The sequence below is a fragment of the Streptomyces sp. NPDC030798 genome, from assembly GCF_055572275.1.
This window is the reverse complement of record NZ_JBVIDR010000003.1, coordinates 361161-385516: the sequence shown is the minus strand read 5'-3', so window position 1 is coordinate 385516 and position 24356 is coordinate 361161. Positions and strand designations below refer to the sequence as shown.

Sequence of the window (24356 nt, the reverse complement as noted above, 5' to 3'; positions counted from 1 at the left end):
CGCTGGTTCTGTCATCCCTTGGTGGTGTTCGCGGTCGAACCCCAGTCGTCGCCGTCCGCCGGGCAGGAGCTGCCGCTCGCCGGCAGGAAGCCGTACAGCAGGAAGTCGTTCACCTTGCGGTGCACACACGTGGACGACGAGTACCCGGTGTGCCCCTCGCCCTTGTTGTCGAGCACCACGGCCGCCGGCCCCAGCCGCCGCGCGGTCTCCTCGGTCCAGCGGTACGGCGTCGCCGGGTCGCCGCGCGTGCCGACGAGCAGCATCCGGGCCGAGTGCACGTTCTTGACCCGGTGGCGGATGAAGTCCGTGCCCTTGGGCCGGCCGTAGCACATCAGCAGCTGGGTGAGCCGGAACCGGCCGAAGACCGGTGACGCCTGCTGGTAGGCCGCCGCCAGGTCCTTCAGGTCCTTGGTGGCCTGCCGTTCGGTGGGCCGGTCGGGGTCGTCGGCGCAGTTGATGGCCATCAGGGCGGCCGGCAGATTGTCCGCGGGCACGTCCTGCGGGGCGACCAGCCCGCCGTCCTGCCTGCGCTGCCGGTCGTGCCCCGTGCCCTGCCGGACCGGTACGGCGAAGCCGCCGCCGGAGGCGAAGCCGAGCACCCGCCGGGTGTCGCCGTCCTCGATCAGGGAGCCCAGGGCGCGCTCCAGCGAGGGCCAGAGCTGCTTGCTGTAGAGGGCCTGCCCGATGGCCGCCACCAGGTCCTGTCCGGAGAAGGCGCCGCCGAAGTCCGTGGGCACCGGGTTCTCGTCGAGGGAGCGCACGAGCTGGACGACCTGCTCCCCGGCCGCGCGCCGGTCCTGCCCGAACGGGCATGCGATGTCGCTCGTGCACCAGTCCAGGAAGTCGTCCAGTGCCGTCTGCTGGCCCTCGGCCCCCGCCACCCCCTGCTCGGACAGCGGCTCGGTCAGGGTGTCCACCCCGTCCAGCGCCATCCGGCCGACCTTGTCCGGGAACTGCGCCGCGTACACGGCGCCGAGCCGGCTGCCGTAGGAGAAGCCGAGGTAGTTGAGCTTCTTGTCGCCGAGAGCCTGGCGGATCACGTCCAGGTCCCGGGAGGCGTCCACGGTTCCTATGTGCCGCAGCACCGGGCCGGACGCGCCGGCGCACCGGGCGGCGATCCTGCGCAGCTGCTGCATCAGCGCCTGCGGCCGGCTGAGGGACCCCGGCCGCACGGCGAACGGGTCGCCGTCGTCGCCGCAGCTGACGGGGGAGGACCGGCCGACGCCGCGCGGATCGAAGGAGACCACGTCGTAGCCGTTGGTCAGGTCCATGAACTGCTTGCCGTCGGTGGCCAGCTCACTGACGCCCGGGCCGCCGGGCCCGCCGAAGTTCAGCAGCACCGAACCCCGGGAGGGGCCGGTCGCCCGGTAGCGGGCCAGGGCCAGGTCCAGCGTGCCCGCGCCGGGTTGCGCGTAGTCGAGCGGGACGGTCACCTTCCCGCACTGGAGGTCTTTCGGCAGGTCCGGGCCCTCGCAGGCACCCCACGCCACCCGCTGCCGGTAGAAGCGGGACAGGTCGGGCTGCGGGCGGTCCGCCGCGGTCGCGGGCAGCCCCGCCCCGACGAGCGCCAGGGTGAGGGCCCCGGCACCCGCGATGCGCCGCACGGCGGGCCGTGTGGACAGCTTGGCCAGCATCGATCGCCTCCCGGGGCACATCCGCCGCGGACCGGGGCTGCGCCCTCGATCACCATAAGCGGGCCCTGCGCGGGCCGCCTCCGGGCGAGCGGGGAGATGCCCGTTGATCTATGCTTCGCCGCCTCCGGGGTGATCAATGATCATTCGATGGCTTTGCATGCGGTTCGAATGATCATGCCACTCGATGGGGTGAAAGACCGATAAGCCATAACTCGGATGGTTCCCCTGCGTTTGATGGGGTGCGGGTGAGCGCCCGCCACGAAGTCTGGAAGGCAGGGAAACCTATGGGACGGGCTACCCGAAACGGTGTGATCGCGGTCGTCGCCGCCTCCGGCGCCATGGCCCTGGCGATGCCGGTGACCGGCGCCTTCGCGGCCGGCGGGGCCGGCGCCGAGGGCTCGGCGGCCGGCTCACCCGGTCTGATCTCCGGCAACACGATCCAGCTCCCGGTGCATGTCCCGGTGAACGTGTGCGGCAACACCGTCGACGTGGTGGGGCTGCTCAACCCCGCCGCGGGCAACGCGTGCCGGAACGGGGACGAGGCCGGCCAGGGCGGCCCGGCCGCCTCCGGCGGTGCGTCGGCGCAGGGCGCCGCGGAGGACTCGCCCGGTCTGGTCTCCGGCAACACGGTCCAGCTCCCCGTCCACGCGCCGGTGAACGTCACCGGCAACTCCGTCAATGTGGTCGGCGTGGGCAACCCGGCCGTGGGCAACCACTCCGCCAACACGCCGGGTGACGAGCCGAGCCCGCCCGCGACCCGGGCGCCGAAGCCGCCGGCCCGCGTCCCGTCCCGTCCGGCGCCGCACGCCCCGGCGCCCTCCGTGGCGACGCTGGCCCACACCGGCACGGACCTGACGGCCCCCGCGATCGCCGGCAGCGCCGCCCTCCTCCTCACCGGGGCGACTCTCTACCGCCGCTTCCGCCCGGGCCGCACCCGCTGACCCGCGCCTCCGGCAGCCGTCGCCCAACGGCTGCCGGAGAAGGGCCGGTTGAGGTGGCGCAACGGCCGATCTCGGGTGGTGCGGGCCCCGGTCGATCGGGAAGGATGCTGCGGGCACGGCCCCGCGCCGTGCCGTCCTTCACGAAACGACCCCACCGGAAACGGAGCGCATCGATGACGTCACCGGCCCCCCAGGACCTCGTCGTCACCCGGGCCACCCTCGCCGACTGGCCGGTGATCAGCGGGTGGGCGGCGGCGGAGGGCTGGAACCCGGGGCTGTCCGACGGCCCCGCCTTCTTCGCCCAGGACCCCGAAGGGTTCTTCCTCGGCCGGATCGACGGGGAGCCGGTCTCGGCCATCTCCGTGGTCACCTACGGCTCCCCCTACGCCTTCCTCGGCTGCTACCTCGTCCGGCCCGGCCTGCGGGGCCAGGGCCACGGCCTCGCCACCTGGAAGACCGCCCTGGCCCACGCCGGCGACCGCACGATCGGCCTGGACGGCGTCGTCGCCCAGCAGGACAATTACCGCCGCTCCGGCTTCCGGCTCGCCCACCGCACCATCCGGTTCAGCGGCCCGGCCCCCGAGACCCGCGTTCCCGCCGGTGTCCGCCCCGCGGTCCCGGACGACCTGCCCGCCCTCACCGCCTACGACAGCGCCTGCTTCCCGGCCGACCGCCCCCGCTTCCTCGCCGAGTGGCTGACGGCCCCCCGCCACCGTGCCGTCGTCCGCCACGACGGCGACCGCGTCACCGGGTACGGCGTGCGCCGCCCCGGCCACGACACCCTGCGGATCGGCCCGCTCTTCGCCGACACCCCCGCCGATGCCCATGCGCTGTTCGCCGCCCTCACCGCCGACGTCACCGGCCAGCAGATCGCCCTCGACGTCCCCGAACCCAACACCACGGCGGTCGCCCTGGCCGAGGAGGCGGGCTTCACCCCCTCGTTCGAGACGGCCCGTATGTACACGGGACCGGTCCCCGACCACGCACAGGAGCGGGTGTTCGGCGTGACGACGCTGGAACTGGGCTGAGCCGCAGGGCGACTTGGACCGGGCCCGCAACGGGCGCTCGCCAGGGCCTGCGGCGGCTCTCCGGGTCGCGCGGGTCGTCCTCACCGGCTGTCGTTCCGTACGGCACGAAGGCGCCGCGCGCCGTCGCCGGCACGGGCGGCGCGGTCCGCGACGGGCTGGTCCGGCGCCTGCCGGGCGTGCCGTCCCGGCCGCTTCTGCCGACGGCGCGGGCAGCGCCGTTCACCACGGGCCGCAGTCCGTGTCCGTGCGTCCTCGCCGTCGGGCCGAGCAACGCGGTTCGCCTCGGGCCGGTTTCCCACCGGCCGCAGCCGTGGCGCCGGGGCGCAGGCCGCCCGCGCGCCGACGCCGGCAACACCCTCCACGCCGGCGGCACCCGTGTCGGCGCCCGCCAATTCGGTTGCCCCGTCGGCAGGCGGATGATGGAGTCGGGCTCATGGATCATGCCGCCGTCCTCGCCCTCTACGACCGTGACATGCGCGAAGGCGCGCGCCCGGACGGCCCTGGTGTCCGGGTCGAGCGGGACGGTGCCCTCGTGCGGCAGGTCGCGGACGCGCAGGACTGGAACGGCATCGTGTGGTCCGCCCTCGACGCGGCGACCGCGGACCGGGTGATCGGTGAGCAGATCGCCCACTACACCGCGCTGGGTCTGGGATTCGAGTGGAAGCTGTACGGCCATGACCGTCCGCTCGATCTCGGCGCCCGGCTCGTCGCCGCCGGGTTTCGTGCCGAGCCCGAGGAGACGCTCCTGGTCGGTGAGGTCGCCCGGCTGGCACTGGACGGTGAGCCGCCCGCCGGCATCCGCATCGTGCAGGCCACCGACGCGGACGGCATCGACCTCGTCGTCGACGTGCACGAGCGGGCGTTCGGCACCGACGGCACCCGGCTGCGGCACCGGCTGCTCGCCCGGCTGGCCGCCGACCCGGGCACGGTCGTCGCCGTCGTGGCGCTCGCCGGCGACGAGCCCGTCAGCGCCGCCCGCATGGAGCTGGTGCCCGGCACCCGGTTCGCCGGGCTGTGGGGCGGCGGCACGGTCGAAAACTGGCGGGGCCGGGGCATCTACCGTGCCCTGGTGGCCCACCGCGCCCGCGTCGCCGCCGCCCACGGCTACCGCTACCTCCAGGTGGACGCCTCGCCCATGAGCCGACCCGTCCTGGAACGCCTCGGCTTCCACGCGCTGAGCACCACGACGCCCTACCTCTACGGTCTCTGACCGTCAGCGGCGCACGCGCGACCGGTCCAGCGCGGCCACACCCACGGCCGCGAGGGCGATCTGGATGAGCCACTCGATCCAGTCCGGCCCACTGGTGTCCGCGACCCCGAGTCCGGCCGCGATGGCCGAGCCCAGCAGCGCCGCGATGATGCCCACGACGATCGTCCACAGGATGCCGATGTGCTGCCGTCCGGGAACGACCAGCCGGCCCAGCACACCGATGATGATGCCGATGACGAGGGCACTGATGATGCCTGAGATCTCCATGTCCATCCCTCTGCGTCCGGTCCCCCACTGCTCTGCCATGTGCCCGCTGTAAGCGGACGCACGCCGCCCCGCTTATTGCCGGGACTTTCTGTTCACCGGGTAGTCATGCCATGTACCTTTCAAACAATCGACGCGTGTAGAACCCTCAACCACGTTCTACGCGCGCAGACTTGGCGTCCCCACCGCCAACTCCCCACCCCTCATGGAGGTTCGACGGATGCCCGGATCCCGGAGATCCCGCCGCACACTCACCACCGCCCTGACCGGCCTCGGCCTGCTCGCCGCCTCGGTGGCCCTGCAGGTCGGCTCCGCCCCCACCCCCGCCCGCGCGGCCACCACGCACCGGATCCTGTTCGACAACGCCCATGCCGAGACGGCCGGCAACGCGGACTGGATCATCTCCACCAGCCAGCCCGACCCGCTCGGCCAGGACTCCTCCCCGTCCACCGAGACGGACTGGACCGGCGCCCTGTCCTCCTGGGGCGTGGCCCTGCAGAAGGCCGGCGGCTACAGCCTGAAGACCCTGCCGTCGGGCTCGAGCCTCAGCTACGGCGGCTCCTCCGCCACCGACCTGACGAACTTCGACACCCTGGTCCTGCCGGAGCCCAACACGCTGTTCAGCACCGCCGAGAAGACGGCGATCATGAACTTCGTGAAGAACGGCGGCGGCCTGTTCATGATCTCCGACCACACCGGCGCCGACCGCAACAACGACGGCGAGGACGCGGTCGAGGTCCTCAACGACCTGATGACCAACAACAGCGTCGACTCCACCGACCCGTTCGGCTTCTCCATCGACTCGCTGAACATCACCTCCGGGTATCCGGCCGCGATCAGCGACAGCACCGACCCGGTCCTGCACGGCTCCTTCGGCACCGTCAGCAAGAGCCTGATCGCGAACGGCACCACCGCCACCCTCAAGCCCTCCGACAACTCCGGTGTCAAGGGCCTGCTCTACCGCTCGGGTTACTCCGGCAACACCGGCGCCTTCTTCCTGACGTCCACCTTCGGCAGCGGCCGCATCGCCTTCTGGGGCGACAGCTCGCCGATCGACGACGGCACCGGCCAGTCCGGCAACACCCTGTACGACGGGTGGAACGACTCCGGCGCCACCAACGCGGCCCTCGCCCTCAACGCCACCGCCTGGCTGGCCGGTTCCGGCACCGGCGGGGGAGGAGGCGGCGGGGGCGGCGGCACCTGCACCGCCGCACAGCTGCTCGGCAACCCCGGCTTCGAGTCCGGCGCCACCACCTGGACCGCCTCCGGCGGTGTCATCAGCAACGACAGCGGCGAGTCCGCCCGCAGCGGCTCCTACAAGGCCTGGCTGGACGGCTACGGCTCGGCCCACACCGACACACTCGCCCAGACGGTGACCCTTCCGGCCTCCTGCACGAGCGCCCGCCTGAGCTTCTACCTGCACGTGGACACCGCCGAGACGACCACCTCGACGGCCTACGACACCCTCAAGGCGCAGGTGCTGGACAGCAGCGGAACGGTGCTCTCGACGCTGGCCACCTACTCGAACCTGAACGCCGCCGCCGGCTACACCCAGCGCAGCTTCAGCCTCGCGGGCTACGCGGGCCAGACGGTCACGATCAAGTTCACCGGCACCGAGGGCTCCACGCTCCAGACGTCGTTCGTCCTCGACGACGCCGCGCTCGACGTGAGCTGAGCGGTCGCCGCGGCGGGGGCGGGGGCGGACCACTGTGCCCGCCCCCGCCGTGTCAGGCGGCCGGCACCGTCTGCTCGGGCGTGTTCCAGCCGGAGATCCGCACGTGCGGCGCCGAGCCGTGCAGATCGGCGGTGCGGTAGGTGGCGGTCAGGGTCACCGACTCGCCCGGCCAGAGGCTGACCTCGTTGTCCGACCACCGCACCGGCAGCACCGGCCGGCCCTGCGCGTCGACCAGATGGACGTCGGTCAGCAGCGACGGCGTCCGGCCGGTCCCGGTGGCGCGCACGGTCACCGTCGTGGTGGCCGTGCCGCCGGACGACTCGGTCGACGCCGTTGCCGCCACCGGCGCCGGCGCCATCGAGGAGAGTCCCCTGAGGTCCGCGTAGCCGGTCGTCGGCGTGTGGTACCAGTCGGTGCGGGCCCAGTCGAGCGTGTCGGCCCGGGTGGAGAGCCAGTACACGTTCCGGCTCACCTCCCGGCCGGTCGCGTCGGTCAGGGTCAGCCGGAGCAGGTACGTCGCCGACCGTCCGGGCACCGAGGACGGCAGGGTGAGCGCGGTGCCGTGGGCGCCGTCGCCGGGCACCGTCATCGCGGTGACGGTCCGGTCGTACGTCTGCGTGCCGTCCGGGTCGAACAGCGTGGCCCGCGCGGTGAGCCCGCCCGCGGAGGCGTGCCGGCGGTTCACGACGACGACGGAGCGGTCGTCGTAGGAGTACTGGACGTGCAGCGGTTCGTTCGCCTTCTTCGCGCCGAAGTAGGCGCCGCCCTGGTCGAGGTAGCGGTCCGTGAGCTGCCAGTGCAGGGACGTCCAGCCGCTGTTGAACATCCAGTGGACCACCCCGGTGGCGGGCCGGTCGGCGTCCGTGGCGTTGCGGGCGTAGGCCTCGAACTGGGCCCGCACGTTCTCGTACTGGGCCAGCTGCGCCTTGCGGACGTAGTCGGTGAGGCCGGTCGGGGCGCCGTAGCGGCCGGTGAGGGCGGCGTCGTAGATCTTCAGGGTGCCGAAGACGGAGGACGGCGAGCGGTGGTACTGCCGGGCGTCCGGGTTCTTCCAGAGCGTGTCGAGTTCGGCGGGCGTCATCATCCGGCGCAGGGTGTCCAGGGTGGGGATGTCCGGGCCCGCGCTGGTCTCGGAGTTGAAGCCGGTGGCCCCGCCCTCGCGCTTGGCGTACCAGTAGCCCGGCGGCACCCAGTCGTACGGGCCGGTCATCTTCATGCCCGAACGGCCCAGCTTCGGTGAGGAGTTGTCGGACGCCGCGGCGACCACCGGGTTCGGCCAGTCGGCCGCCTTCAGGGCGTCGAGGTAGTTGCCCTCGATCGTCGCGTCGGGGGCGGCGTCGCTGCCGATCAGGAAGGAGATCACGCTGGGGTGGCCGCGCAGCCGGGCGGCCTCGGCGGCCATGGACGCCTTGGCGACCGGGTAGTCCGCGTCGGTCCACTTCTCGCCGGAGCCGTCCTCGTTGACGTTCCCCTCCCACTTGTCGCAGCACTCCCAGCCGGGCAGCGTGAGCACGCCGTAGCGGTCGGCGAGGTCGAAGAACTCGTCGGGCTCGATGTGGCCTTCGAGCCTCAGGGTGTTCAGGCCGAGGTCGAGGGCGTACCGGAGCCGGTCCGCCACGTACGTGGGATCCCAGCGCAGGAACTCGTCCGGGGACCAGCCACCGCCCCTGATCAGCAGCTTGCGACCGTTGATCAGGTACTGGCGGGCGCCGTCGGCGTTCAGGGGTGCCTGGACGTCACGGATGCCGAAGGTCTCATGCGCCGTGTCCGAGGCCGTGCCGGACACCGATGCGCCGAGATCCAGGTCGTACAGGGGCTGGCCGCCCATGCCGGCCGGCCACCACACGGCGGGGGCGGTGAGGTGCAGGCCGGGGACGTCGTCGGCGGAGAAGGTGACGGTCTTCGTCTCGTGCGGGGCGAGCGGCACGCTCCGGGCGAAACTCGTCCCGGCGACGCGGCCGGTCACCTCGGCGGTGAGCGCCGATGCCGAGTCATTGCGGACCTGCGCCTTGACGGCCAGGTCCGCGGTGGCGAGGGAGGGGACGGCGAGCCGGGACACCACGTGCGCGTCACGCAGCGCCACCGGGCCGCCCCGGCGGACCAGGACGTCACGGACGATGCCCATGTTGCGGTCGGGCGGAGGCTGGAGCCAGTCGAGCCAGCCCATGGTGAGGTCGGCGTCCGGGTCGTTGGGCAGGATCCGGAACGCCACCGTGTTGGTGCCCGACCGCACCAGCGAGGTGATGTCCAGCTCGTGGCGGGTGTAGGCGCCGGTCACGTCCGCGGCCTTCGCCACCCGGTGCCCGTTGACGTACACGTCGGCCGCCGAGACGACTCCGCTGAAGTCCAGGTGGGTGCGCCGGGCGGTGTCCTCGACGGTGAAGTCGGACCGGTACCACCAGGGGACGTCGAAGTCCTCGCGCGGGATCCGCTGCAGGTTGGTGGAGTGGAAGGGGTCCGGGTACACCCCGTCGGCGAGCAGGGCCGCCACGACCGTCGAGCGGGGGCCTGCCGGATGCCAGCCGGTGGCCGGATAGCCGGGGGAGGAGACCGCCGCCGCGGAGTCGCTCACCTTCGCCGTGGACTGGATCGCGTACCCGGCGAGCGGCGTGGCGGAGCCGGCGGCCGACGGCACGTGCGTCACCCGGGGATGCGGCAGGGGCGCGGGGGCCGCGGCCGGCTCCCGGGGGCCGGCCCAGGCGCCGGTGGTGAGCGTGCCGAGCAGGCCGAGCAACGCGGCGGCCAGGGCGAGGCGGCGTCCGGGGACGGGGCGAGGGAACACGGCGGTCTCCAGCCTCGTAAAGTTAGGAAACTTTACTAACCTGCCTCAAGGTAGGGCGCGGGCCGAACCGTGTCAACGACCGTAACCGGCGCCGGTGCCGGTGACGGGTGCGAACAGGTCAGGCGTCCCCCGTACGGCGCTCGAAGACCAGGTCCCGCGCCGTGCCCAGCGCCGTCGCGACCGCACCGAGCAGCACCGCGTCCTCGCCGAGCCGGCTCGGGGCGATCCTCGGCCGCAGCGGGGTGAGTGCGCGAAGGCGCTCGCGGACCGGCCCGAGCAGCAGGTCCACGCTGTGGCCCACCCCGCCGCCGAGCACCACGAGGTCCGGGTCGAGCACGGCGGCGGCCGCCGCCACGGTGTGCGCGATCCGCTCGCCCTCCAGCTCCACCGCCCGCACCGCCGCCGCGTTGCCCTGCCGCGCCGCGTCGAAGACGGCCTTCGCGGTGAGCTGCCCGCTCATCCCGAACTGCCGGGCGGCCTCCACCACCGCCACCCCCGAGACCGCGTCCTCCAGCCGCTCCGGCTCGGACCGTGCCGTGCGCGGTATGCGGTCCCCGGGCTTCTCCTGTGGTTCCGGCCGCCCCGGCCAGGGCAGGAACCCGATCTCCCCGGCGAGCCCGCGTGCCCCCGTGAACAGCCGTCCCTCGTTGACGATCCCCATGCCGAGGCCGGTGCCGATCAGGATGTACGCGAAGAGCCGGCTGCCCGCGCCGACGCCGTAGGTGTACTCGCCGAGCGCGGCCAGGTTGGCGTCGTTGTGCACCTCCAGTGGCACGCCCAGCTCCTCGCGCATCCGGTCGACGAGCCCCGCGCGGCCCCACCCCGGCAGATGCATCGCGTACCGCACCCGCCGCTGCTTCTCGTCGTAGACCCCCGGCGTGCCGACCACCCCGTGGACCACCTGGGCCGGGTCCACGCCGGAGTTGCCGATCACCTGCCGGGCCGTGTCCACCACCAGGCCGGCCAGGGCGGCGGAGGCGCGGGCCCGGTTGCGCACGTCCGCGCGGGCCACCACCGTGCCGTCCAGGTCGACCACCGCCACCCGCAGCCAGCCCCGTCCGATGTCCACGCCGAGCGCGTATCCGGCGGCCGGGTCGGGGGCGTACAGCACGGCGGTGCGTCCGCGCCCGGGGGCGTGGGTGCCGACCTCGTGGACCAGCCCCGCCGCCTCCAGCGAGGCCAGCGCACTGGACACCGTCGGCTTCGACAGGCCCGTGTCCCGGGCCAGTTGGGCCCGCGACGCGGTGCCGAGGGCGCGCAGCCGGTCCAGCAGCAGCCGCTCGTTGGTACTGCGCAGGCGCTGCCGGTTCCAGGGCTGGTCCTGCGGCTCTTCGGGGTCGCGGGCGGGCATCGCACCATTCTCACGCATGGCCGCCGCCTACTTGACGCCGATAGTAAGTCTCCTTAACTTTATCGGCCAGTCACCCCGGCCGGGCGCGTCGCCGCCGAGCACGCGGTCCCTGCGCCCGTCGCGTCAGGAGTCCCCATGTCCGGTAGCCCGCCACCCCCCGGTGGCTTCGTCCGCCGTGTCGGCCTGTTCCAGGCCACGGCCATCAACATGAGCCAGATGTGCGGCATCGGCCCGTTCGTCACGATCCCGCTGATGGTCGCCGCGTTCGGCGGCCCGCAGGCGGTCATCGGCTTCGTCGCGGGTGCCGTGCTGGCGCTGTGCGACGGCCTGGTCTGGGCCGAACTCGGCGCCGCCATGCCCGGCTCCGGCGGCAGTTACGTCTACCTCCGCCAGGCCTTCCAGTACCGCACCGGCCGCCTGATGCCGTTCCTGTTCGTGTGGACGGCGATGCTCTTCATTCCCCTGATCATGTCCACCGGCGTGGTCGGCTTCGTCCAGTACCTCGGCTATCTCGCCCCCGGCCTCGGCCGGACCTCGGGCGATCTCGTCGGCCTCGGCATCATCGCGCTGGTCGTGCTGCTGCTCTGGCGGGGCATCGAGCACATCGCCCGCATCACCGCCGTGATGTGGGCGGTGATGATCGCCTCCGTCCTCCTGGTGATCGTCGCCGCGGCCGGCGACTTCAGCCCGCACCTGGCCTTCGACTACCCCGCCCACGCCTTCGACCTGACGAGCGCCCACTTCTGGCCCGGCTTCGCCGCGGGGCTGACCATCGGCATCTACGACTACCTCGGCTACAACACCACCGCCTACATGGGCGCCGAGATCAAGGACCCCGGCCGCACCCTGCCGCGCTCGATCCTCCTCTCCATCGCCGGCATCATGGCGATCTACCTGCTGCTGCAGATCGGCACCCTGGGCGTCGTCGACTGGCACCGCATGACCGACCCGCACGACATCGCCGCCACCTCGGTGGCCTCCGCCGTGCTGGAGGAGACCTGGGGCAGGGGCGCCGCCGACACCGTCACCGTGCTCATCCTGATCACCGCCTTCGCCTCGGTCTTCACCGGCCTGCTCGGTGGCTCCCGGGTCCCCTACGACGCGGCCCGCGACCGGGTCTTCTTCCGGCCGTACGCGAAGCTGCACCCGCGGCACCGCTTCCCGATGCTGGGCCTCGCCACCATGGGCGTGATCACGGCGATCGGCTTCCTGATCGGCCGGCACACCGACCTCGCCACGCTGATCCAGCTGCTGACCACCGTGATGGTGATCGTCCAGGCCCTCGCCCAGATCGTCGCGCTGACCGTCCTGCGCCGACGGCAGCCGGCCCTGCCGCGCCCGTACCGGATGTGGCTCTACCCGCTGCCCAGCATCCTGGCCTTCGCCGGCTGGTGCGTGATCTACGGGTACGCCGACCGCAACTCCCCGGGCCGCCACCCCGTCGAGTGGTCCCTGGCGTGGCTCGCCCTCGGCTGCGTGGCCTTCCTCGTCTGGGCGCGGCTGGAGGGGGTCTGGCCGTTCGGGCGGAAGGAGATCGGAGAGGAGTACCTCGCCGGGCGCGACCCCGACGCCGAGCCCATCGGGAGCTGAGGCCCAACGGCCCCCCGATGGGATAGATTTGACGCAGCCGTCATGAGCCTCCCCGGTCCGGACCCGGTCCGCCGGGGAGGCTTTCGTCCATGACCGAAACCAACGCTCCGGACGTCTCCGTCCGCCCCGCGACCCCCGAGGACCGGCCCACCGTGGAACGGCTGTGGCTGATGTTCCGCCACGACCTGTCCGAGTTCCGGCAGGCCCTGCCCGCTGCCGACGGCACCTTCCGCTCCGACCGGGTCGAGCACGCCTTCTCCGCGCCCGGCTGGGCGCCGTACCTGCTGATCCGCGACGACCGCCCCGCCGGATTCGCCTTCGTCCGCGCGCTGGACGGCCCGGTGCGGGTGCTCAACAGCTTCTTCGTCGTCCGTGGGGCCCGGCGCCGGGGCATCGGGCTGCGGGCCGCGCGCGAGGTGCTGACCCGGTACCCGGGACCGTGGGAGATCGCCCACCAGCAGGACAACCCGGCCGCCGTGGCCTTCTGGGAGCGTGTCGCCACGGACCTGGCGAAGGACGCCTGGACCCGGGAGCCCCGCCCGGTGCCGGACCGGCCGGACCTGCCCCCGGACCTGTGGATCTCCTTCACCGTGCCGGCCTGAGGCCCGGGCCGGCCGCGCGCGGCGGTCGGGAGGCCGGTCCGCCCGGGCGGACCGGCCTCGCGTTCTTCGTGGCCTTCACTTTCTTCGCTTGGTCCTCCCTTCCTCGTGTCCTGTCCTTATGGCCTGGGGGCGCTCTTCGCCGCCGTACCGGCGCAGATCAGTCCGAGACTGCTGCGGTGCGCGGTGAGCGCCGCATACCCAGTTTGCTCTTATTGACCCCTTATGTGTAGAGGTGGCTCAGAGCTGCCGGCCGAGGCCGCCCGTGCGGCGGCCCGCGCGATGTTGCGGGCCATGCCGCCGAACACGATGGCGTGGAACGGCGAGACACTCCACCAGTAGGCGTGGCCGAGCAGTCCGTGCGGGTGGAACAGAGCACGCTGCCGGTACCGGCTGCGGCCCGCACCGGCGGACTCGGCGTACATCTCCAGCCAGGCCAGACCCGGCAGCCGCATCTCGGCCCGCAGACGCAGCAGGTGCCCCGGCTCGATCTCCTCCACCCGCCAGAAGTCCAGCGAGTCGCCCACCCGCAGCCGCTGCGCGTCCCTGCGGCCCCGGCGCAGTCCGACCCCGCCGACCGCCCGGTCCAGCCACCCCCGCAGGCTCCAGGCGAGCGGGAAGGAGTACCAGCCGTTCTCGCCGCCCACGCCCTCGATCACCCGCCACAGCTCCCGCACCGGGGCGTCCACCGTCGCCTCCCGCTGGTCGGTGTAGAGGCTGCCGCCCGCCCAGTCGGGGTCGCTCGGCAACGGATCGCTGGGCGCTCCGGGCACCGCGGCGGACGACCAGCGGGTGGTCACGTCGGCCTCCTTCACCCGGCGCAGCGCCAGCCGTACCGCCTGGTCGAAACCGAGCGGGTGCCCGGGAGGGTCGGGCAGGTACCGCGCGAGGTCGTGCTCGCGGCAGACGACCTCGTGCCGCAGCGACTCGGTCAGCGGCCGCGCGATGGACGCCGGCACCGGGGTCACCAGGCCCACCCACAGGCTGGAGAGCCTCGGGCTGAGCACCGGCACGGGCACGATGATCCGCCGGGGCAGACCCGCCACACGCGCGTACCGGGCCATCATGTCCTGGTACGTCAGGACGTCCGGCCCGCCGATGTCGAAGGCCCGGCTCACCTCGGCGGGCAGCCGCGCGCTGCCGGCCAGCAGGCGCAGCACGTCCCGTACGGCCACCGGCTGGATCCGGGTGCGGACCCAGCTCGGGGTCACCATCACGGGGAGCCGTTCGGTGAGGTGGCGGAGCATCTCGAAGGACACCGAACCGGAGCCGATGACGACCGCGGCACGCAGCACGGCCGTCGGTACGCCCGAGGCCAGCAGGATGCGGCCCACCTCGGCCCGGGACCTGAGGTGCGGGGAGAGCGCGGACTCGGGCACCCCGGCAGGGGTGAGTCCCCCGAGGTAGACGATGCGGCGTACGCCGGCCGCCCGGGACTGCTCCCCGAAGATCCGGGCCGCGCGGCGGTCCGTCTCCTCGAACTCCCGGCCGGTGCCGAGCGCGTGCACCAGGTAGTAGGCGACGTCGACGTCCCGTACGGCCTCCCTGACCGCGTCGGCGTCGGTGACGTCACCCCGGACCACCTCCACCTCACCGGCCCAGGGCTGGTCACGCAGCTTGCCGGGGGACCGGGCCAGGCAGCGCACCCGGTACCCGGCCGCGAGCAGCTCGGGCACCAGTCGGCCGCCGATGTAGCCCGTGGCACCCGTCACCAGGCAGCGCTCTCCCGTCGGCCGTTCGTCGCGGTTCATGGCTTTCGGCCCTCCGTGTCGGCGACCCCCTCCCCATGCTTCCCCGCCGGGCGCCTGCGAAGGTTGCCCACCGACCGGGTGACATGTCCGCACACGTCCCGGGCAGTGGGTAAGCACAGGATGTACGTTCCGTTCGCCGTGGATACCGGAGGTGACGGCCACCATGGACGCGAAGGTGTTGGAGCGGTTCCCCGCCGGGGCCCCGCGTGGCTCGTGGCCCGCGGAGGAGTACGCAGCCGCCCGTCGTGCCGAGGGCCAGGACGCGACCGTGGTCATGGACCTGAAGTCCGACGCCTTCCTCGTCGTGGTCGAGGGCTCCCGGGACGACGGACGGCCCTGACCGGCCCCCTGTGATCGACCGCCGCTGCCGGACTGCCCGTTGATGACACGACAGCCCCGGCACGCCGGGCCGTCCGCCGCCCTCGGGCTGCCGGCCGCCCGGGCCGCGCACGATGCCGAGGGAGCCGTACGGTGCCGCGCCGGGCCTGCGCGCGTGCCGGAGCCGCCAGAGCGGCGACGCCGGGTGCCGGACGGTCGTGCGGTGGCCCGGCGTCTGTCGCGCCGCCGTCGAGCCCCCTACCGGGCAGCGCCTCGGCCGCGGCCGGTCAGTGCCCGCAGATGTGCCCGCCGGGTCTCCGCCGTCTGGCCCTGCACCAGCAGGAACAGGCCCTCACGGGCCAGGCGCTGGGCGCGGCTGGTCAGTGCGGTCGCACGGCCGCCGCCGGCCACCATCGCGGCGGTCGTCGCGGCCCCCAGCACCTCGTACGCCTCCGCCCGAAGGGCCAGCCGCTCCGCCACCCGCTCGAGCGGCGCCGGATCGTCGGCCAGGGCGTAGGCCCGGCGGCGCACGTCGGCGACGCGGTCCCGCAGCGGGCCGGACACCTCCTCGTCCAGCAGTGACAGCGCCGCCTCGGCGACGCCGAACACCGCCGGGTTGGCGTTCAGCGTCCGCGCCCGGTCGCCCGGTGCCCACCGCTCGTAGGGCGCGCGCAGGGCCACCGCCTCCTCGGGCACCCGCAGGCCGTCCAGCTCCAGGGACACCGTGCGGGCGGCGGTGAGCGCGGCGAGGCGCATCGGCGGCGAGGCCCGCAGGCCGGGCTGCTCGTGCGCCTCGACGAAGGCGAACAGCACCTCGTCCGCCTCGGTCACCCCGGCCAGCAGCATCACGTCGTTCAGCCCCCACCCGGTGTACCAGGGGACGGTCCCGTCGAACCGCCACCCGCCGCCCTCCCTGCGGACCCGCACCGGAACGCGCGCGGGGTGGCTGCGCAGGTGCGCGTACGCCACCCCGGACAGCAGCTCCCCGCGCGCCAACGGACCCAACAGCCGCTCCCGCAGCGGCCCTTCACCACGGGCGAGCGTCTGCACCGGCGTGTGGTGCTGCGTCTGCACGAACCAGGTCGAGCAGCACGCCCCGGCCAGGATCTCGGCGGTCTCCCGCAGTACGGCCGGCGGCGCCCCCGAGCCGCCGTACGCGACGGGCGCCACCACGCCGAGCAACCCCGAGCGCTTCACCGCCCGGATGTGGCTCGCGGGCACCCCCTCCTGGTCGACGCGTTCGGCCTCCGGGACGAGCAGATCGGCGGCGAGCCGCCGGGCACGGGCGACGAGCGGATGGGCGGTGTCGGTCATGGGGGTGATTCTCCCGGAGAGCGGTGGCGGGAGAACTTCTCCCGGATTCGACGGGGCGCGGTGTCGATCCGGGGGTCCGCCGTTCGTGTAGGAGGTGACAGCAGGCCCGGACACGGGCACAACGCCTTGGAGGACACCATGAAGCACTACCTGCTCAGCGTGGTCCAGCCGGCCGGCGGCACCCCGCCCGCCCCGGACGCGCTCGCGGAGATCATGCGCAACGTCGAGGCCTTCAACGACGAACTGCGCGCCGCCGGGGCGTGGGTGTTCGCCGGCGGGCTGCACGGCCCGGAGACCGCCACCGTGCTCCGCCCCCAGGGCGACGACGTCCTCGTGACCGACGGCCCCTACGCCGAGGGCAAGGAGTACCTCGGCGGACTCTGCCTGATCCGCGCCGCCGACCTGGACGAGGCCCTGGAGTGGGGGCGCAGGGCGGCCCTCGCGACCACCCTGCCCATCGAGGTGCGGCCCTTCGCGGACCGGCACTGACGGAGCAGCAGCCATGGCCGGGGCTCCCGACATCGAGGCCGTCTTCCGTGCCGAGTACGGCCGCGCGGTCTCCGTCCTCGTCCGCCTCCTCGGCGACATCGACCTCGCCGAGGAGGCGGTGCAGGACGCCTTCGCCACCGCCGTCCGCAAGTGGCCGGAGACCGGCGTGCCGCCGAGCCCGGCCGGCTGGATCATCACCACCGCCCGCCGTCGCGCCGTCGACCGGCTGCGCCGCGAGTCCTCCCGGGACGCCCGGCACGCCGAGGCCGCCCGGCTGTACGCACCCGCCGCACCGGTCGAGGAGGGCCCCGTGCGCGACGACCGGCTCCGCCTGATCTTCACCTGCTGCCACCCGGCGCTCGCCCCGCAGGCCCGGGTCGCCCTCACCCTGCGCCTGCTCGGCGGCCTCAGTACCGCGCAGATCGCCCGCGCCTTCCTGGTACCCGAGGCCACACTGGCCCAGCGCCTGGTGCGGGCCAAGGCCAAGATCCGCGACGCGGGCATTCCCTACCGGGTGCCGCGCGACGCCGATCTGCCCGACCGGCTCGGCGGCGTCCTCGCCGTGATCTACCTGGTCTTCAACGAGGGCTGCACCGGCGACCCCGGCCTGTGCGCGGAGGCCGTACGGCTCGGCCGGCTGCTGACCGAGCTGATGCCGGACGAGCCCGAGGCCACCGGCCTGCTCGCGCTGATGCTGCTGACCGAGGCGCGGCGGCCGGCCCGGCGGGCCGCGGACGGCACCCTCGTCCCGCTCCCCGAGCAGGACCGGACCCGCTGGGACCGGGCTCTGATCGACGAGGGCCAGGGCCTGGTCCGACGCTGTCTGCGCCGGGGCCGGCCGGGCCCGTACCAGATCCAGGCCGCCGTCAACGCCGTGCACAGCGACGCCCGCACCGCCGCCGCCACCGACTGGGGCCAGATCCTGCGCCTGTACGACCAGTTGACGGCCGTCGCCCCCTCGCCGGTGGTCGCCCTCAACCGGGCGGTCGCCGTGGCCGAGGTGGAGGGTCCGGCCGCCGCCCTGCACCAGGTCGACGCGCTCGACCTCGGCCGCTACCACGTGCTGCACGCCGTCCGCGCCGACCTGCTGCGCCGCCTCGGCCGGACCACCGAGGCGGCGCGGGCGTACGAGACCGCCGCCGCACTGGCCGCGAGCGAGGCAGAACGGGCCTATCTGGAGCGGCGCCTACGGGAACTGGACCTCGGGACGGGGTGACCGACGTCACCGTGCCAGCCGGAATTCACTTGAGCACCTGAAAGGTTGGCAAGTGCATCCGACTGTTCGATTCCAGTCGCGGGCGGACCCGCCCGTGCACCACCCAGCGAGGCACCCCGTGAACGACTTCACCCCCGAGCGTCCCGCCGACGTCGTGGCCCGGCTGCGCGCCACCTTCCGCACCGGCCGTACCAAGCCCGTCGAGTGGCGCACCGGACAGCTCCGGCGCCTGCGCGCGCTGCTCACGGAGAACGGCCCCGACCTCGCCGCCGCCCTCCACGCCGACCTGGGCAAGAGCAGCACCGAGGCCTACCGCACCGAGATCGACTTCACCGTCCGCGAGATCGACCACACCCTCGAGCACCTGGACGCGTGGCTGCGCCCGGAGCCCGCACCCGTCCCCGCGCACCTCGGCGCCGACGCGACCGCCTGGACGCAGTACGACCCGCTCGGCGTCGTCCTCGTCATCGCCCCCTGGAACTACCCCGCGCAGCTCCTGCTCGCCCCCGTGGTCGGCGCGCTGGCCGCCGGCAACACGGTCGTGGCCAAGCCGAGCGAACTGGCCCCGGCCACCTCGGCCGCCCTGGCCAAGCTCGTGCCGGCCTACCTGGACACCGACGCGGTCGCCGTCGTCGAGGGCGGTGTCCCGGAGACCACGGCCCTGCTGGCCGAGCGCTTCGACCACATCTTCTACACCGGCAACGGCACCGTCGGCCGCGTCGTGATGCGCGCCGCCGCCGAGCACCTCACCCCCGTCACCCTCGAACTGGGCGGCAAGTCACCAGTGTTCGTGGACCGAGGCACCGACATCGACGTGGTCGCCGACCGGCTGGCGCGCGGCAAGTTCCTCAACGCGGGCCAGACCTGCGTCGCCCCCGACTACGTCCTCACCGACCCGGAGACCGCCGCCGCCCTGGAGAGCGCGCTGGTCCGCGCCGTCGAAGCCCTCTACGGCACCGACCCGGCGGCCTCGCCCGAGTACGGGCGGATCGTCAACGAGCGCCACTTCGACCGGCTTTCCGCCCTGCTCGGCTCGGGCCGCACCGTGGTCGGCGGCGGCAGCGACCGCGCGGCGAAGTACATCGCGCCCACCGTCCTCGCGGACGTCGACCCGGCCTCCCCGGTGATGCGGGAGGAGATCTTCGGCCCGATCCTGCCGATCGTCACCGTGCCGGGCCTGGACGAGGCCATCGACTTCATCAACGACCGTGACAAGCCGCTCGCGCTGTACGTCTTCACCGAGTCCGACGGGACCCGCGACCGCATCGCCGCCGAGACCTCCTCCGGCGGCCTCGGCCTCGGCCTGCCGCTGGCCCACCTCACCGTCTCCGACCTGCCGTTCGGCGGGGTGGGGGAGAGCGGCATGGGCAACTACCACGGGCGCTACTCCCTCGAGACGTTCAGCCACCGCAAGGCGGTCCTGGCCAAGCCGCTGAACTGACCGTTTCCTGCGGGGAGTCGTGCGATACTCCGCCGATGCCCACTGAAACGATCACCGCGGACGCCTCCGGAACCGTCGAGCTCGGCGATCTGTCCGTCCACCGCATCGGCCTCGGCGCGATGCGGCTGACGGGCAGCGCCGCCTTCCATCTGGGCACCCCCAGCGACCGGGAGCGCTCGCTCGCCGTGCTGCGCCGGGCCGTGGAGCTCGGCGTGAACCACATCGACACCGCGGCCTTCTACTTCTCCTCCCTGCGCTCCGCCAACGAACTGATCAACACCGCCCTCGCCCCCTACGCCGACGACCTGGTGATCGCCGCCAAGGTCGGTCCCTTCCGCGACTGGTCGGGGGAGTGGGGGACCGCGGCCCGGCCCGACCGGCTGCGCGGCCACGTCGAGGAGAACCTGCGCCAGCTCGGCCGCGACCACCTCGACCTGGTCTATCTGCGCCGGATGGGCCAGGAGTCCATAGCCGAGCACTTCGGTGCCCTCGCCGAGCTGCGCGAGGCAGGCCTCGTCCGCCACCTCGGCATCTCCGCGGTCGAACCCCGGCACCTCACCGAGGCCCTGGAGATCGCGCCGGTGGTGTCCGTGCAGAACCGCTACGGGCTCGACAAGCCCTACCCCCACGGCCGGGAACTGCTGCGCATGTGCGGGGAGCGGGGCATCGCCTTCGTCCCCTTCTACGCCGTCGCCGGCGAGGGCGGTGAGCGTGGAGCGGCCGAGGCGCGCCAGGAGGAGGAGGTCGCGGCCGTGGCCCGTGCGCACGGCGTCAGCCCCGCGCAGGTCCGCATCGCCTGGACCCTGCAGCAGGGGCCGCACGTCCTCGCCATCCCCGGCACCGGCGACCCCGCGCACCTCGTGGAGAACGTCGCCGCGGGCGCGCTGCGCCTCACCGCCGAGGAGCTGGACCGGCTCGACGCCGTTCGGGAGCGGGCGGCCTGAGGGCACCGTCCCCTCACCGGGGCGCACGGGCGGACCGCGCTCGGCTCGACCCGGTTGACTACGATTGCGTAGACGCCGTGCCGCACGGGCCGCGGGGACGAGACGGGGTGAGGACCGTACCCATGACCGACGCCAGGGACGAACGCCGGCCGGCCGGTGAGCTGGAAGCGAGCGTGATGGCCGCCCTGTGGGCCGCGGGAGCGCCCCAGACCCCCGGCCAGGTGCAGCGCAGTCTCGGCGGGGGCCTGGCCCGTACGACGGTGACCACGATCCTCACCCGGCTGCACGACAAGGGCACGGTGGCCCGGCAGCGCCAGGGCCGGGGCTACGCCTACGTCCCGGTGCAGGACGCGCAGGGGCTCACCGCCCGCCGGATGCACAGCGAGCTGGACCGCGACAGCGACCGGGAGACGGTCCTCGCCCGGTTCGTGGCCCAGCTCAGCCCCGACGACGAACGCATCCTGCGGGACCTGCTCGAATCCGACGACCGATGACCGCGCTCCTCCTGCTGCCCCTGCTGCTGCCGTTCGCCCTCCCGGCACTGGCCCGGCGTGCCCTGGACCGGCTCGCCCCGGTGGCCGCGCTGCGGGCGCTGACCGCCAGCGCGGTGGTCCTCGCGGGGTGTTCGCTGGCCGCGCTCGGCGCGTTCGTGCTGACCGGGCTGCTCAAGCTGCCGCTGTTCGCCGCGCTCGGGGAACTGGTGCACCCGCTGCGCACCGCCTCCGATCTCGTCGTCGTCCCGGCCGCCGCCACCTCCGTCGGCGCCCTCGCGGTGTGCGGCTGGACCCTCGCCCGCTCGGTACTGCACCAGACCCGCGCGTTCCGGGCCGCCCGCACGGCGGCGGGGCGCCGGCCCGCCGCGGGCGACCTGTGCGTGGTCGACTCGCCGCGGCCGGACGCGTACGCCCTGCCCGGGCGCCCGCACCGCATCGTCGTCACCACCGCCATGCTGCGCAGCCTGGACGGACCCGAGCGGGAGGCGCTGTTCGCGCACGAGCGCGCGCACAACGAGGGCGGCCACCACTACTTCCTCGCCGCCGCCGAACTCGCGGCGCACTGCCACCCCGCCCTGCGCCCGGTCCGCGAGACCATCCGGCTGGCCGCCGAGCGCGCCGCCGACGAAGCCGCCGCGGCCCTGGTCGGCGACCGGCGCCTGACCGCCCGCGCCATCGCCCGCGCGGCCCTCGCCGGCCAGGCCGTCCGCTCCGACCGCCCCGGCTTCGCCCCCGCCGCGACGACCGGCCCCGTCCCCCACCGCGTCCAGGCCCTGCTGACCACCCCCCGACCCCCGCACCGCACCCACCGCCGCCTGGCCGCCGCCCTCCTCGCCACCTGCACCGCCCTCTCCTGCGCCTCCGCCCTGACCGGCATGGCCGACTTCCACCACAGGGTGGAGATCGCCCAGGGCGAGCGCTGACAAGAGCTGCGCGCCGCTCGGGTGTCCGGGCCTCATGTCGACCGGTGGACCTCCGTCACAGGGTGGAGACCCTCGTCCGGTGGTGCGCTCCGCGCCCGGGCCGGATCACCGGCCCCCGCCTCGCCGCTGCCCGCCTCCCGGTGCCGGGACTCCGGGGCGGATGCCTCGGGCCCAGCCACTTCCCGCACCCCGCGTTGTGCGGGATCGGGTCTGCCTGAGCGAGCCACTGCCTCCACCCCGCCCGGGTTCCCGCCCCTCCACGGCCCCGCCCCGCCCCAAGCCGGCCACCGCCCCCGGCGGCCTCTGCGAAGGCGACTGGCGCCGTGGAGGGTTTTACGTATAACCTCTGCCGCTACCACCCCCACCGGACGGCACCGGAAGGCCCCGATGAGACGCGTTGCCCTGGTCACGCTCGTCGTTGACGACTACGACGAGGCGATCCGCTTCTACACCGAGGCGCTCGGGTTTCGGCTGGTCGAGGACGCGGCGCGGCCCGACGGCTCGCGTTGGGTCGTCGTCGAGCCCGGACGCGGGGGCGACGGCACCGGTCTGCTGCTCGCCCGCGCCAAGGGCGAGGAGCAGCGCGCCCGGGTCGGGGACCAGACCGGCGGGCGGGTCGGGTTCTTCCTGCACACCGACGACTTCGCCCGCGACCACGCCCGCATGACCGCCGCCGGCGTGACCTTCCTGGAGACCCCCCGCCACGAGCCCTACGGCACGGTCGCCGTCTTCCAGGACCTGTACGGCAACCGCTGGGACCTGCTCCAGCCCGCCGCCACCGACTGAACCACCACCGAGGACACAGACAGACCCATGACCGCGCCCCGCATCGACACCGAGACCCTCCGCCGGCTGCCCAAGGCCGTGCTGCACGACCACCTCGACGGCGGCCTGCGCCCCTCCACCGTCGTCGAACTCGCGGCCGCGGTCGGCCACACCCTGCCCACCACCGACCCCGACGAGCTGGCCGCCTGGTACGTCGAGGCCGCCAACTCCGGCGACCTCGTGCGCTACATAGCCACCTTCGAGCACACCCTCGCCGTCATGCAGAACCGCGAGGGCCTGCTGCGCGTCGCCGAGGAGTACGTTCTCGACCTCGCCGCCGACGGCGTCGTCTACGCCGAGGTGCGCTACGCCCCCGAGCTGAACACCCGGGGCGGGCTGTCGCTGCGCGAGGTCGTGGAGACCGTCCAGGAGGGCCTCGCCGCCGGCATGGCCAAGGCGGCCGCCGCCGGCACCCCGGTCCGCGTCGGCACCCTGCTGTGCGGCATGCGGATGTTCGACCGGGTCCGCGAGGCCGCCGACCTGGCCGTCGCCTACCGCGACGCGGGCGTCGTCGGCTTCGACATCGCCGGCGCCGAGGACGGCTTCCCGCCCGCCGACCACCTGGCCGCCTTCGAGCACCTGCGCCGCGAGAACGTGCCGTTCACCATCCACGCCGGCGAGGCGCACGGCCTGCCCAGCATCCACCAGGCCCTGCAGGTGTGCGGAGCCCAGCGCATCGGCCACGGCGTGCGCCTGACCGAGGACATCCCCGACCTCGCGGCCGGCAAGCTCGGCCGGCTCGCCTCCTGGGTGCGCGACCGCCGCATCGCCCTGGAGATGTGCCCCACCTCCAACCTGCAGACCGGCTGCGCCACCTCCATCGCCGAGCACCCCATCACGGCCCTGAAGGACCTCGGTTTCCGGGTCACCCTCAACACCGACAACCGCCTGGTGTCGGGGACGACGATGACCCGGGAGATGTCCCTGCTGGTCGAGGAGGCCGGCTGGACGCCGCAGGATCTGCGCACGGTCACCGTGAACGCCCTCAAGAGCGCGTTCATCCCGTTCGACGAGCGCAACGCCCTCATCGAGGACGTGGTCCTGCCCGGCTACGCGGCCGCGCTCTGAATCAGCCCCCTGAGGTAGGCGGCCTGTCCGACGTGCTGAAGGTCGTCGGACAGGACGCTCACCAGGCGCACGCCCAGCGTGACCGGCGGATCCCAGCGCTCGTCCACGATCCGTTCCAGATCCTTGGCGGCGAGCGAGCGCAGCGCACCCAGGGTCTGCTCGTGGACGGCGTCGTAGTACTCCGCCAGCAGACCCGCCGACTCCACCCGTACCTTCGCGACCTTCGCGGCACTGTGCCCGTACCCGGTGTCGTGCCGGGGCAGGTCCAGGCCGAAGCGTTTCTCCCAGCCCTGGGAGAGCCACACCTGATCGAGGTCGAAGGCGTCGGCGACGTGGTCGTCCTGCACCCGGGTCAGGTGCCAGACGAGCCAGGCGACGGAGTTGGCGTCGGGCGCCGGGCGGTGGTGCAGCTCGTCCGGTCCGAGGCCGTCGAGGGCGGCATGGACTTCTTCCTGGATGCGGCCGTAGCCGTCGATGAGGATGTCCTTCGCATGCATGC

22 protein-coding genes are annotated in these 24356 nt (G+C 73.6%); 15 read left to right on the top strand and 7 right to left on the bottom strand.

Annotated features, from left to right (window positions below; all coding sequences use genetic code 11):
• Positions 1 to 11 precede the first annotated feature (11 nt).
• Entirely contained in the window at positions 12 to 1634 is a 1623-nt protein-coding gene (locus ACZ404_RS10060) for an alpha/beta hydrolase (protein WP_468437858.1), read from the bottom strand.
• Positions 1635 to 1942: 308 nt separating this feature from the next.
• Here ACZ404_RS10060 and ACZ404_RS10055 point away from each other — a divergent pair, with 308 nt between their 5' ends.
• The 3 genes from ACZ404_RS10055 (at position 1943) to ACZ404_RS10045 (ending at position 4813) form a co-directional block, all read left to right on the top strand.
• Complete coding sequence (locus tag ACZ404_RS10055) at positions 1943 to 2575, top strand: chaplin (protein ID WP_468437856.1); 633 nt, start codon at positions 1943 to 1945, stop codon at positions 2573 to 2575.
• A gap of 173 nt (positions 2576 to 2748) precedes the next feature.
• Complete coding sequence (locus ACZ404_RS10050) at positions 2749 to 3603, top strand: GNAT family N-acetyltransferase (RefSeq protein ID WP_468437854.1); 855 nt, start codon at positions 2749 to 2751, stop codon at positions 3601 to 3603.
• A gap of 433 nt (positions 3604 to 4036) precedes the next feature.
• Complete coding sequence (locus tag ACZ404_RS10045) at positions 4037 to 4813, top strand: GNAT family N-acetyltransferase (protein ID WP_468437852.1); 777 nt, start codon at positions 4037 to 4039, stop codon at positions 4811 to 4813.
• A 3-nt stretch (positions 4814 to 4816) separates the two neighbouring features.
• Here ACZ404_RS10045 and ACZ404_RS10040 read toward each other — a convergent pair whose 3' ends face one another.
• The gene (locus ACZ404_RS10040; RefSeq protein WP_468437850.1) at positions 4817 to 5080 is read right to left on the bottom strand and encodes a GlsB/YeaQ/YmgE family stress response membrane protein; all 264 of its coding nucleotides are present in this window, start codon (positions 5078 to 5080) and stop codon (positions 4817 to 4819) included.
• A 217-nt stretch (positions 5081 to 5297) separates the two neighbouring features.
• On the opposite strand from ACZ404_RS10040, the gene ACZ404_RS10035 reads away from it, so the two are divergent.
• Positions 5298 to 6752: a hydrolase gene (locus ACZ404_RS10035; RefSeq protein ID WP_468437848.1), complete on the top strand. Its 1455-nt coding sequence runs from the start codon at positions 5298 to 5300 to the stop codon at positions 6750 to 6752.
• A gap of 52 nt (positions 6753 to 6804) precedes the next feature.
• Here the strand turns inward: ACZ404_RS10035 and ACZ404_RS10030 are convergent, their stop codons facing one another.
• Positions 6805 to 9534 (bottom strand): glycoside hydrolase family 2 protein, encoded by a 2730-nt coding sequence (locus ACZ404_RS10030; protein ID WP_468437846.1) that lies wholly within the window; start codon positions 9532 to 9534, stop codon positions 6805 to 6807.
• Positions 9535 to 9652: 118 nt separating this feature from the next.
• Positions 9653 to 10903 carry an ROK family protein gene (locus tag ACZ404_RS10025; RefSeq protein ID WP_468437844.1) on the bottom strand — a complete coding sequence of 417 codons (1251 nt, stop codon included), beginning with the start codon at positions 10901 to 10903 and terminating at the stop codon, positions 9653 to 9655.
• 117 nt (positions 10904 to 11020) lie between these two features.
• On the opposite strand from ACZ404_RS10025, the gene ACZ404_RS10020 reads away from it, so the two are divergent.
• Positions 11021 to 12475, top strand: coding sequence for an APC family permease (locus tag ACZ404_RS10020; protein ID WP_468437842.1), 1455 nt, complete (start codon positions 11021 to 11023; stop codon positions 12473 to 12475).
• Between the two features lie 89 nt (positions 12476 to 12564).
• The gene (locus tag ACZ404_RS10015) at positions 12565 to 13077 is read left to right on the top strand and encodes a GNAT family N-acetyltransferase (protein WP_468437840.1); all 513 of its coding nucleotides are present in this window, start codon (positions 12565 to 12567) and stop codon (positions 13075 to 13077) included.
• Between the two features lie 209 nt (positions 13078 to 13286).
• Here ACZ404_RS10015 and ACZ404_RS10010 read toward each other — a convergent pair whose 3' ends face one another.
• Positions 13287 to 14825 carry an SDR family oxidoreductase gene (locus tag ACZ404_RS10010; protein ID WP_468437838.1) on the bottom strand — a complete coding sequence of 513 codons (1539 nt, stop codon included), beginning with the start codon at positions 14823 to 14825 and terminating at the stop codon, positions 13287 to 13289.
• Positions 14826 to 14988: 163 nt separating this feature from the next.
• Between ACZ404_RS10010 and ACZ404_RS10005 the strand changes: the two genes are divergently transcribed.
• The gene (locus tag ACZ404_RS10005) at positions 14989 to 15165 is read left to right on the top strand and encodes a hypothetical protein (protein ID WP_468437836.1); all 177 of its coding nucleotides are present in this window, start codon (positions 14989 to 14991) and stop codon (positions 15163 to 15165) included.
• A 236-nt stretch (positions 15166 to 15401) separates the two neighbouring features.
• On the opposite strand, the gene ACZ404_RS10000 is transcribed toward ACZ404_RS10005, so the two are convergent.
• The gene (locus ACZ404_RS10000; RefSeq protein WP_468437834.1) at positions 15402 to 16457 is read right to left on the bottom strand and encodes an acyl-CoA dehydrogenase family protein; all 1056 of its coding nucleotides are present in this window, start codon (positions 16455 to 16457) and stop codon (positions 15402 to 15404) included.
• Positions 16458 to 16595: 138 nt separating this feature from the next.
• Here ACZ404_RS10000 and ACZ404_RS09995 point away from each other — a divergent pair, with 138 nt between their 5' ends.
• From ACZ404_RS09995 to ACZ404_RS09960, 8 genes are all read left to right on the top strand, one after another.
• Positions 16596 to 16946: a YciI family protein gene (locus ACZ404_RS09995; protein WP_468437832.1), complete on the top strand. Its 351-nt coding sequence runs from the start codon at positions 16596 to 16598 to the stop codon at positions 16944 to 16946.
• Positions 16947 to 16959: 13 nt separating this feature from the next.
• Positions 16960 to 18162, top strand: a complete 1203-nt coding sequence (locus tag ACZ404_RS09990) for an RNA polymerase sigma factor (protein ID WP_468437830.1) — start codon at positions 16960 to 16962, stop codon at positions 18160 to 18162.
• Between the two features lie 118 nt (positions 18163 to 18280).
• Positions 18281 to 19603 carry an aldehyde dehydrogenase family protein gene (locus tag ACZ404_RS09985; RefSeq protein ID WP_468437828.1) on the top strand — a complete coding sequence of 441 codons (1323 nt, stop codon included), beginning with the start codon at positions 18281 to 18283 and terminating at the stop codon, positions 19601 to 19603.
• A 35-nt stretch (positions 19604 to 19638) separates the two neighbouring features.
• Entirely contained in the window at positions 19639 to 20547 is a 909-nt protein-coding gene (locus ACZ404_RS09980) for an aldo/keto reductase (protein ID WP_468437826.1), read from the top strand.
• 122 nt (positions 20548 to 20669) lie between these two features.
• Complete coding sequence (locus tag ACZ404_RS09975) at positions 20670 to 21041, top strand: BlaI/MecI/CopY family transcriptional regulator (protein ID WP_468437824.1); 372 nt, start codon at positions 20670 to 20672, stop codon at positions 21039 to 21041.
• Positions 21038 to 21964, top strand: a complete 927-nt coding sequence (locus tag ACZ404_RS09970; RefSeq protein WP_468437822.1) for a M48 family metalloprotease — start codon at positions 21038 to 21040, stop codon at positions 21962 to 21964. The genes ACZ404_RS09975 and ACZ404_RS09970 overlap by 4 nt, the downstream gene beginning before the upstream one ends.
• A gap of 387 nt (positions 21965 to 22351) precedes the next feature.
• On the top strand, positions 22352 to 22750 hold the full coding sequence (locus ACZ404_RS09965; protein WP_468437821.1) for a VOC family protein: 399 nt from the start codon (positions 22352 to 22354) through the stop codon (positions 22748 to 22750).
• A 27-nt stretch (positions 22751 to 22777) separates the two neighbouring features.
• Positions 22778 to 23857: an adenosine deaminase gene (locus tag ACZ404_RS09960; RefSeq protein ID WP_468437819.1), complete on the top strand. Its 1080-nt coding sequence runs from the start codon at positions 22778 to 22780 to the stop codon at positions 23855 to 23857.
• Here ACZ404_RS09960 and ACZ404_RS09955 read toward each other — a convergent pair.
• Complete coding sequence (locus ACZ404_RS09955) at positions 23839 to 24354, bottom strand: mycothiol transferase (RefSeq protein ID WP_468437817.1); 516 nt, start codon at positions 24352 to 24354, stop codon at positions 23839 to 23841. The two genes, ACZ404_RS09960 and ACZ404_RS09955, sit on opposite strands and share 19 nt — an antisense overlap.
• Between the last annotated feature and the right edge of the window lie 2 nt (positions 24355 to 24356).

Excerpts from the sequence above, each read along its gene's own strand:
- ACZ404_RS10015 (WP_468437840.1), top strand. The coding sequence starts at position 12,565 with ATGACCGAAACCAACGCTCCGGACGTCTCCGTCCGCCCCGCGACCCCC.
- ACZ404_RS10050 (WP_468437854.1), top strand. The coding sequence starts at position 2,749 with ATGACGTCACCGGCCCCCCAGGACCTCGTCGTCACCCGGGCCACCCTC.
- ACZ404_RS09970 (WP_468437822.1), top strand. The coding sequence starts at position 21,038 with ATGACCGCGCTCCTCCTGCTGCCCCTGCTGCTGCCGTTCGCCCTCCCG.
- ACZ404_RS10060 (WP_468437858.1), bottom strand. The coding sequence starts at position 1,634 with ATGCTGGCCAAGCTGTCCACACGGCCCGCCGTGCGGCGCATCGCGGGT.
- ACZ404_RS10045 (WP_468437852.1), top strand. The coding sequence starts at position 4,037 with ATGGATCATGCCGCCGTCCTCGCCCTCTACGACCGTGACATGCGCGAA.
- ACZ404_RS10040 (WP_468437850.1), bottom strand. The coding sequence starts at position 5,080 with ATGGAGATCTCAGGCATCATCAGTGCCCTCGTCATCGGCATCATCATC.
- ACZ404_RS09980 (WP_468437826.1), top strand. The coding sequence starts at position 19,639 with ATGCCCACTGAAACGATCACCGCGGACGCCTCCGGAACCGTCGAGCTC.
- ACZ404_RS10020 (WP_468437842.1), top strand. The coding sequence starts at position 11,021 with ATGTCCGGTAGCCCGCCACCCCCCGGTGGCTTCGTCCGCCGTGTCGGC.
- ACZ404_RS09955 (WP_468437817.1), bottom strand. The coding sequence starts at position 24,354 with ATGCATGCGAAGGACATCCTCATCGACGGCTACGGCCGCATCCAGGAA.
- ACZ404_RS09965 (WP_468437821.1), top strand. The coding sequence starts at position 22,352 with ATGAGACGCGTTGCCCTGGTCACGCTCGTCGTTGACGACTACGACGAG.
- ACZ404_RS09990 (WP_468437830.1), top strand. The coding sequence starts at position 16,960 with ATGGCCGGGGCTCCCGACATCGAGGCCGTCTTCCGTGCCGAGTACGGC.
- ACZ404_RS09960 (WP_468437819.1), top strand. The coding sequence starts at position 22,778 with ATGACCGCGCCCCGCATCGACACCGAGACCCTCCGCCGGCTGCCCAAG.
- ACZ404_RS10005 (WP_468437836.1), top strand. The coding sequence starts at position 14,989 with ATGGACGCGAAGGTGTTGGAGCGGTTCCCCGCCGGGGCCCCGCGTGGC.
- ACZ404_RS10035 (WP_468437848.1), top strand. The coding sequence starts at position 5,298 with ATGCCCGGATCCCGGAGATCCCGCCGCACACTCACCACCGCCCTGACC.
- ACZ404_RS10000 (WP_468437834.1), bottom strand. The coding sequence starts at position 16,457 with ATGACCGACACCGCCCATCCGCTCGTCGCCCGTGCCCGGCGGCTCGCC.
- ACZ404_RS09995 (WP_468437832.1), top strand. The coding sequence starts at position 16,596 with ATGAAGCACTACCTGCTCAGCGTGGTCCAGCCGGCCGGCGGCACCCCG.
- ACZ404_RS10010 (WP_468437838.1), bottom strand. The coding sequence starts at position 14,825 with ATGAACCGCGACGAACGGCCGACGGGAGAGCGCTGCCTGGTGACGGGT.
- ACZ404_RS10025 (WP_468437844.1), bottom strand. The coding sequence starts at position 10,903 with ATGCGTGAGAATGGTGCGATGCCCGCCCGCGACCCCGAAGAGCCGCAG.
- ACZ404_RS09975 (WP_468437824.1), top strand. The coding sequence starts at position 20,670 with ATGACCGACGCCAGGGACGAACGCCGGCCGGCCGGTGAGCTGGAAGCG.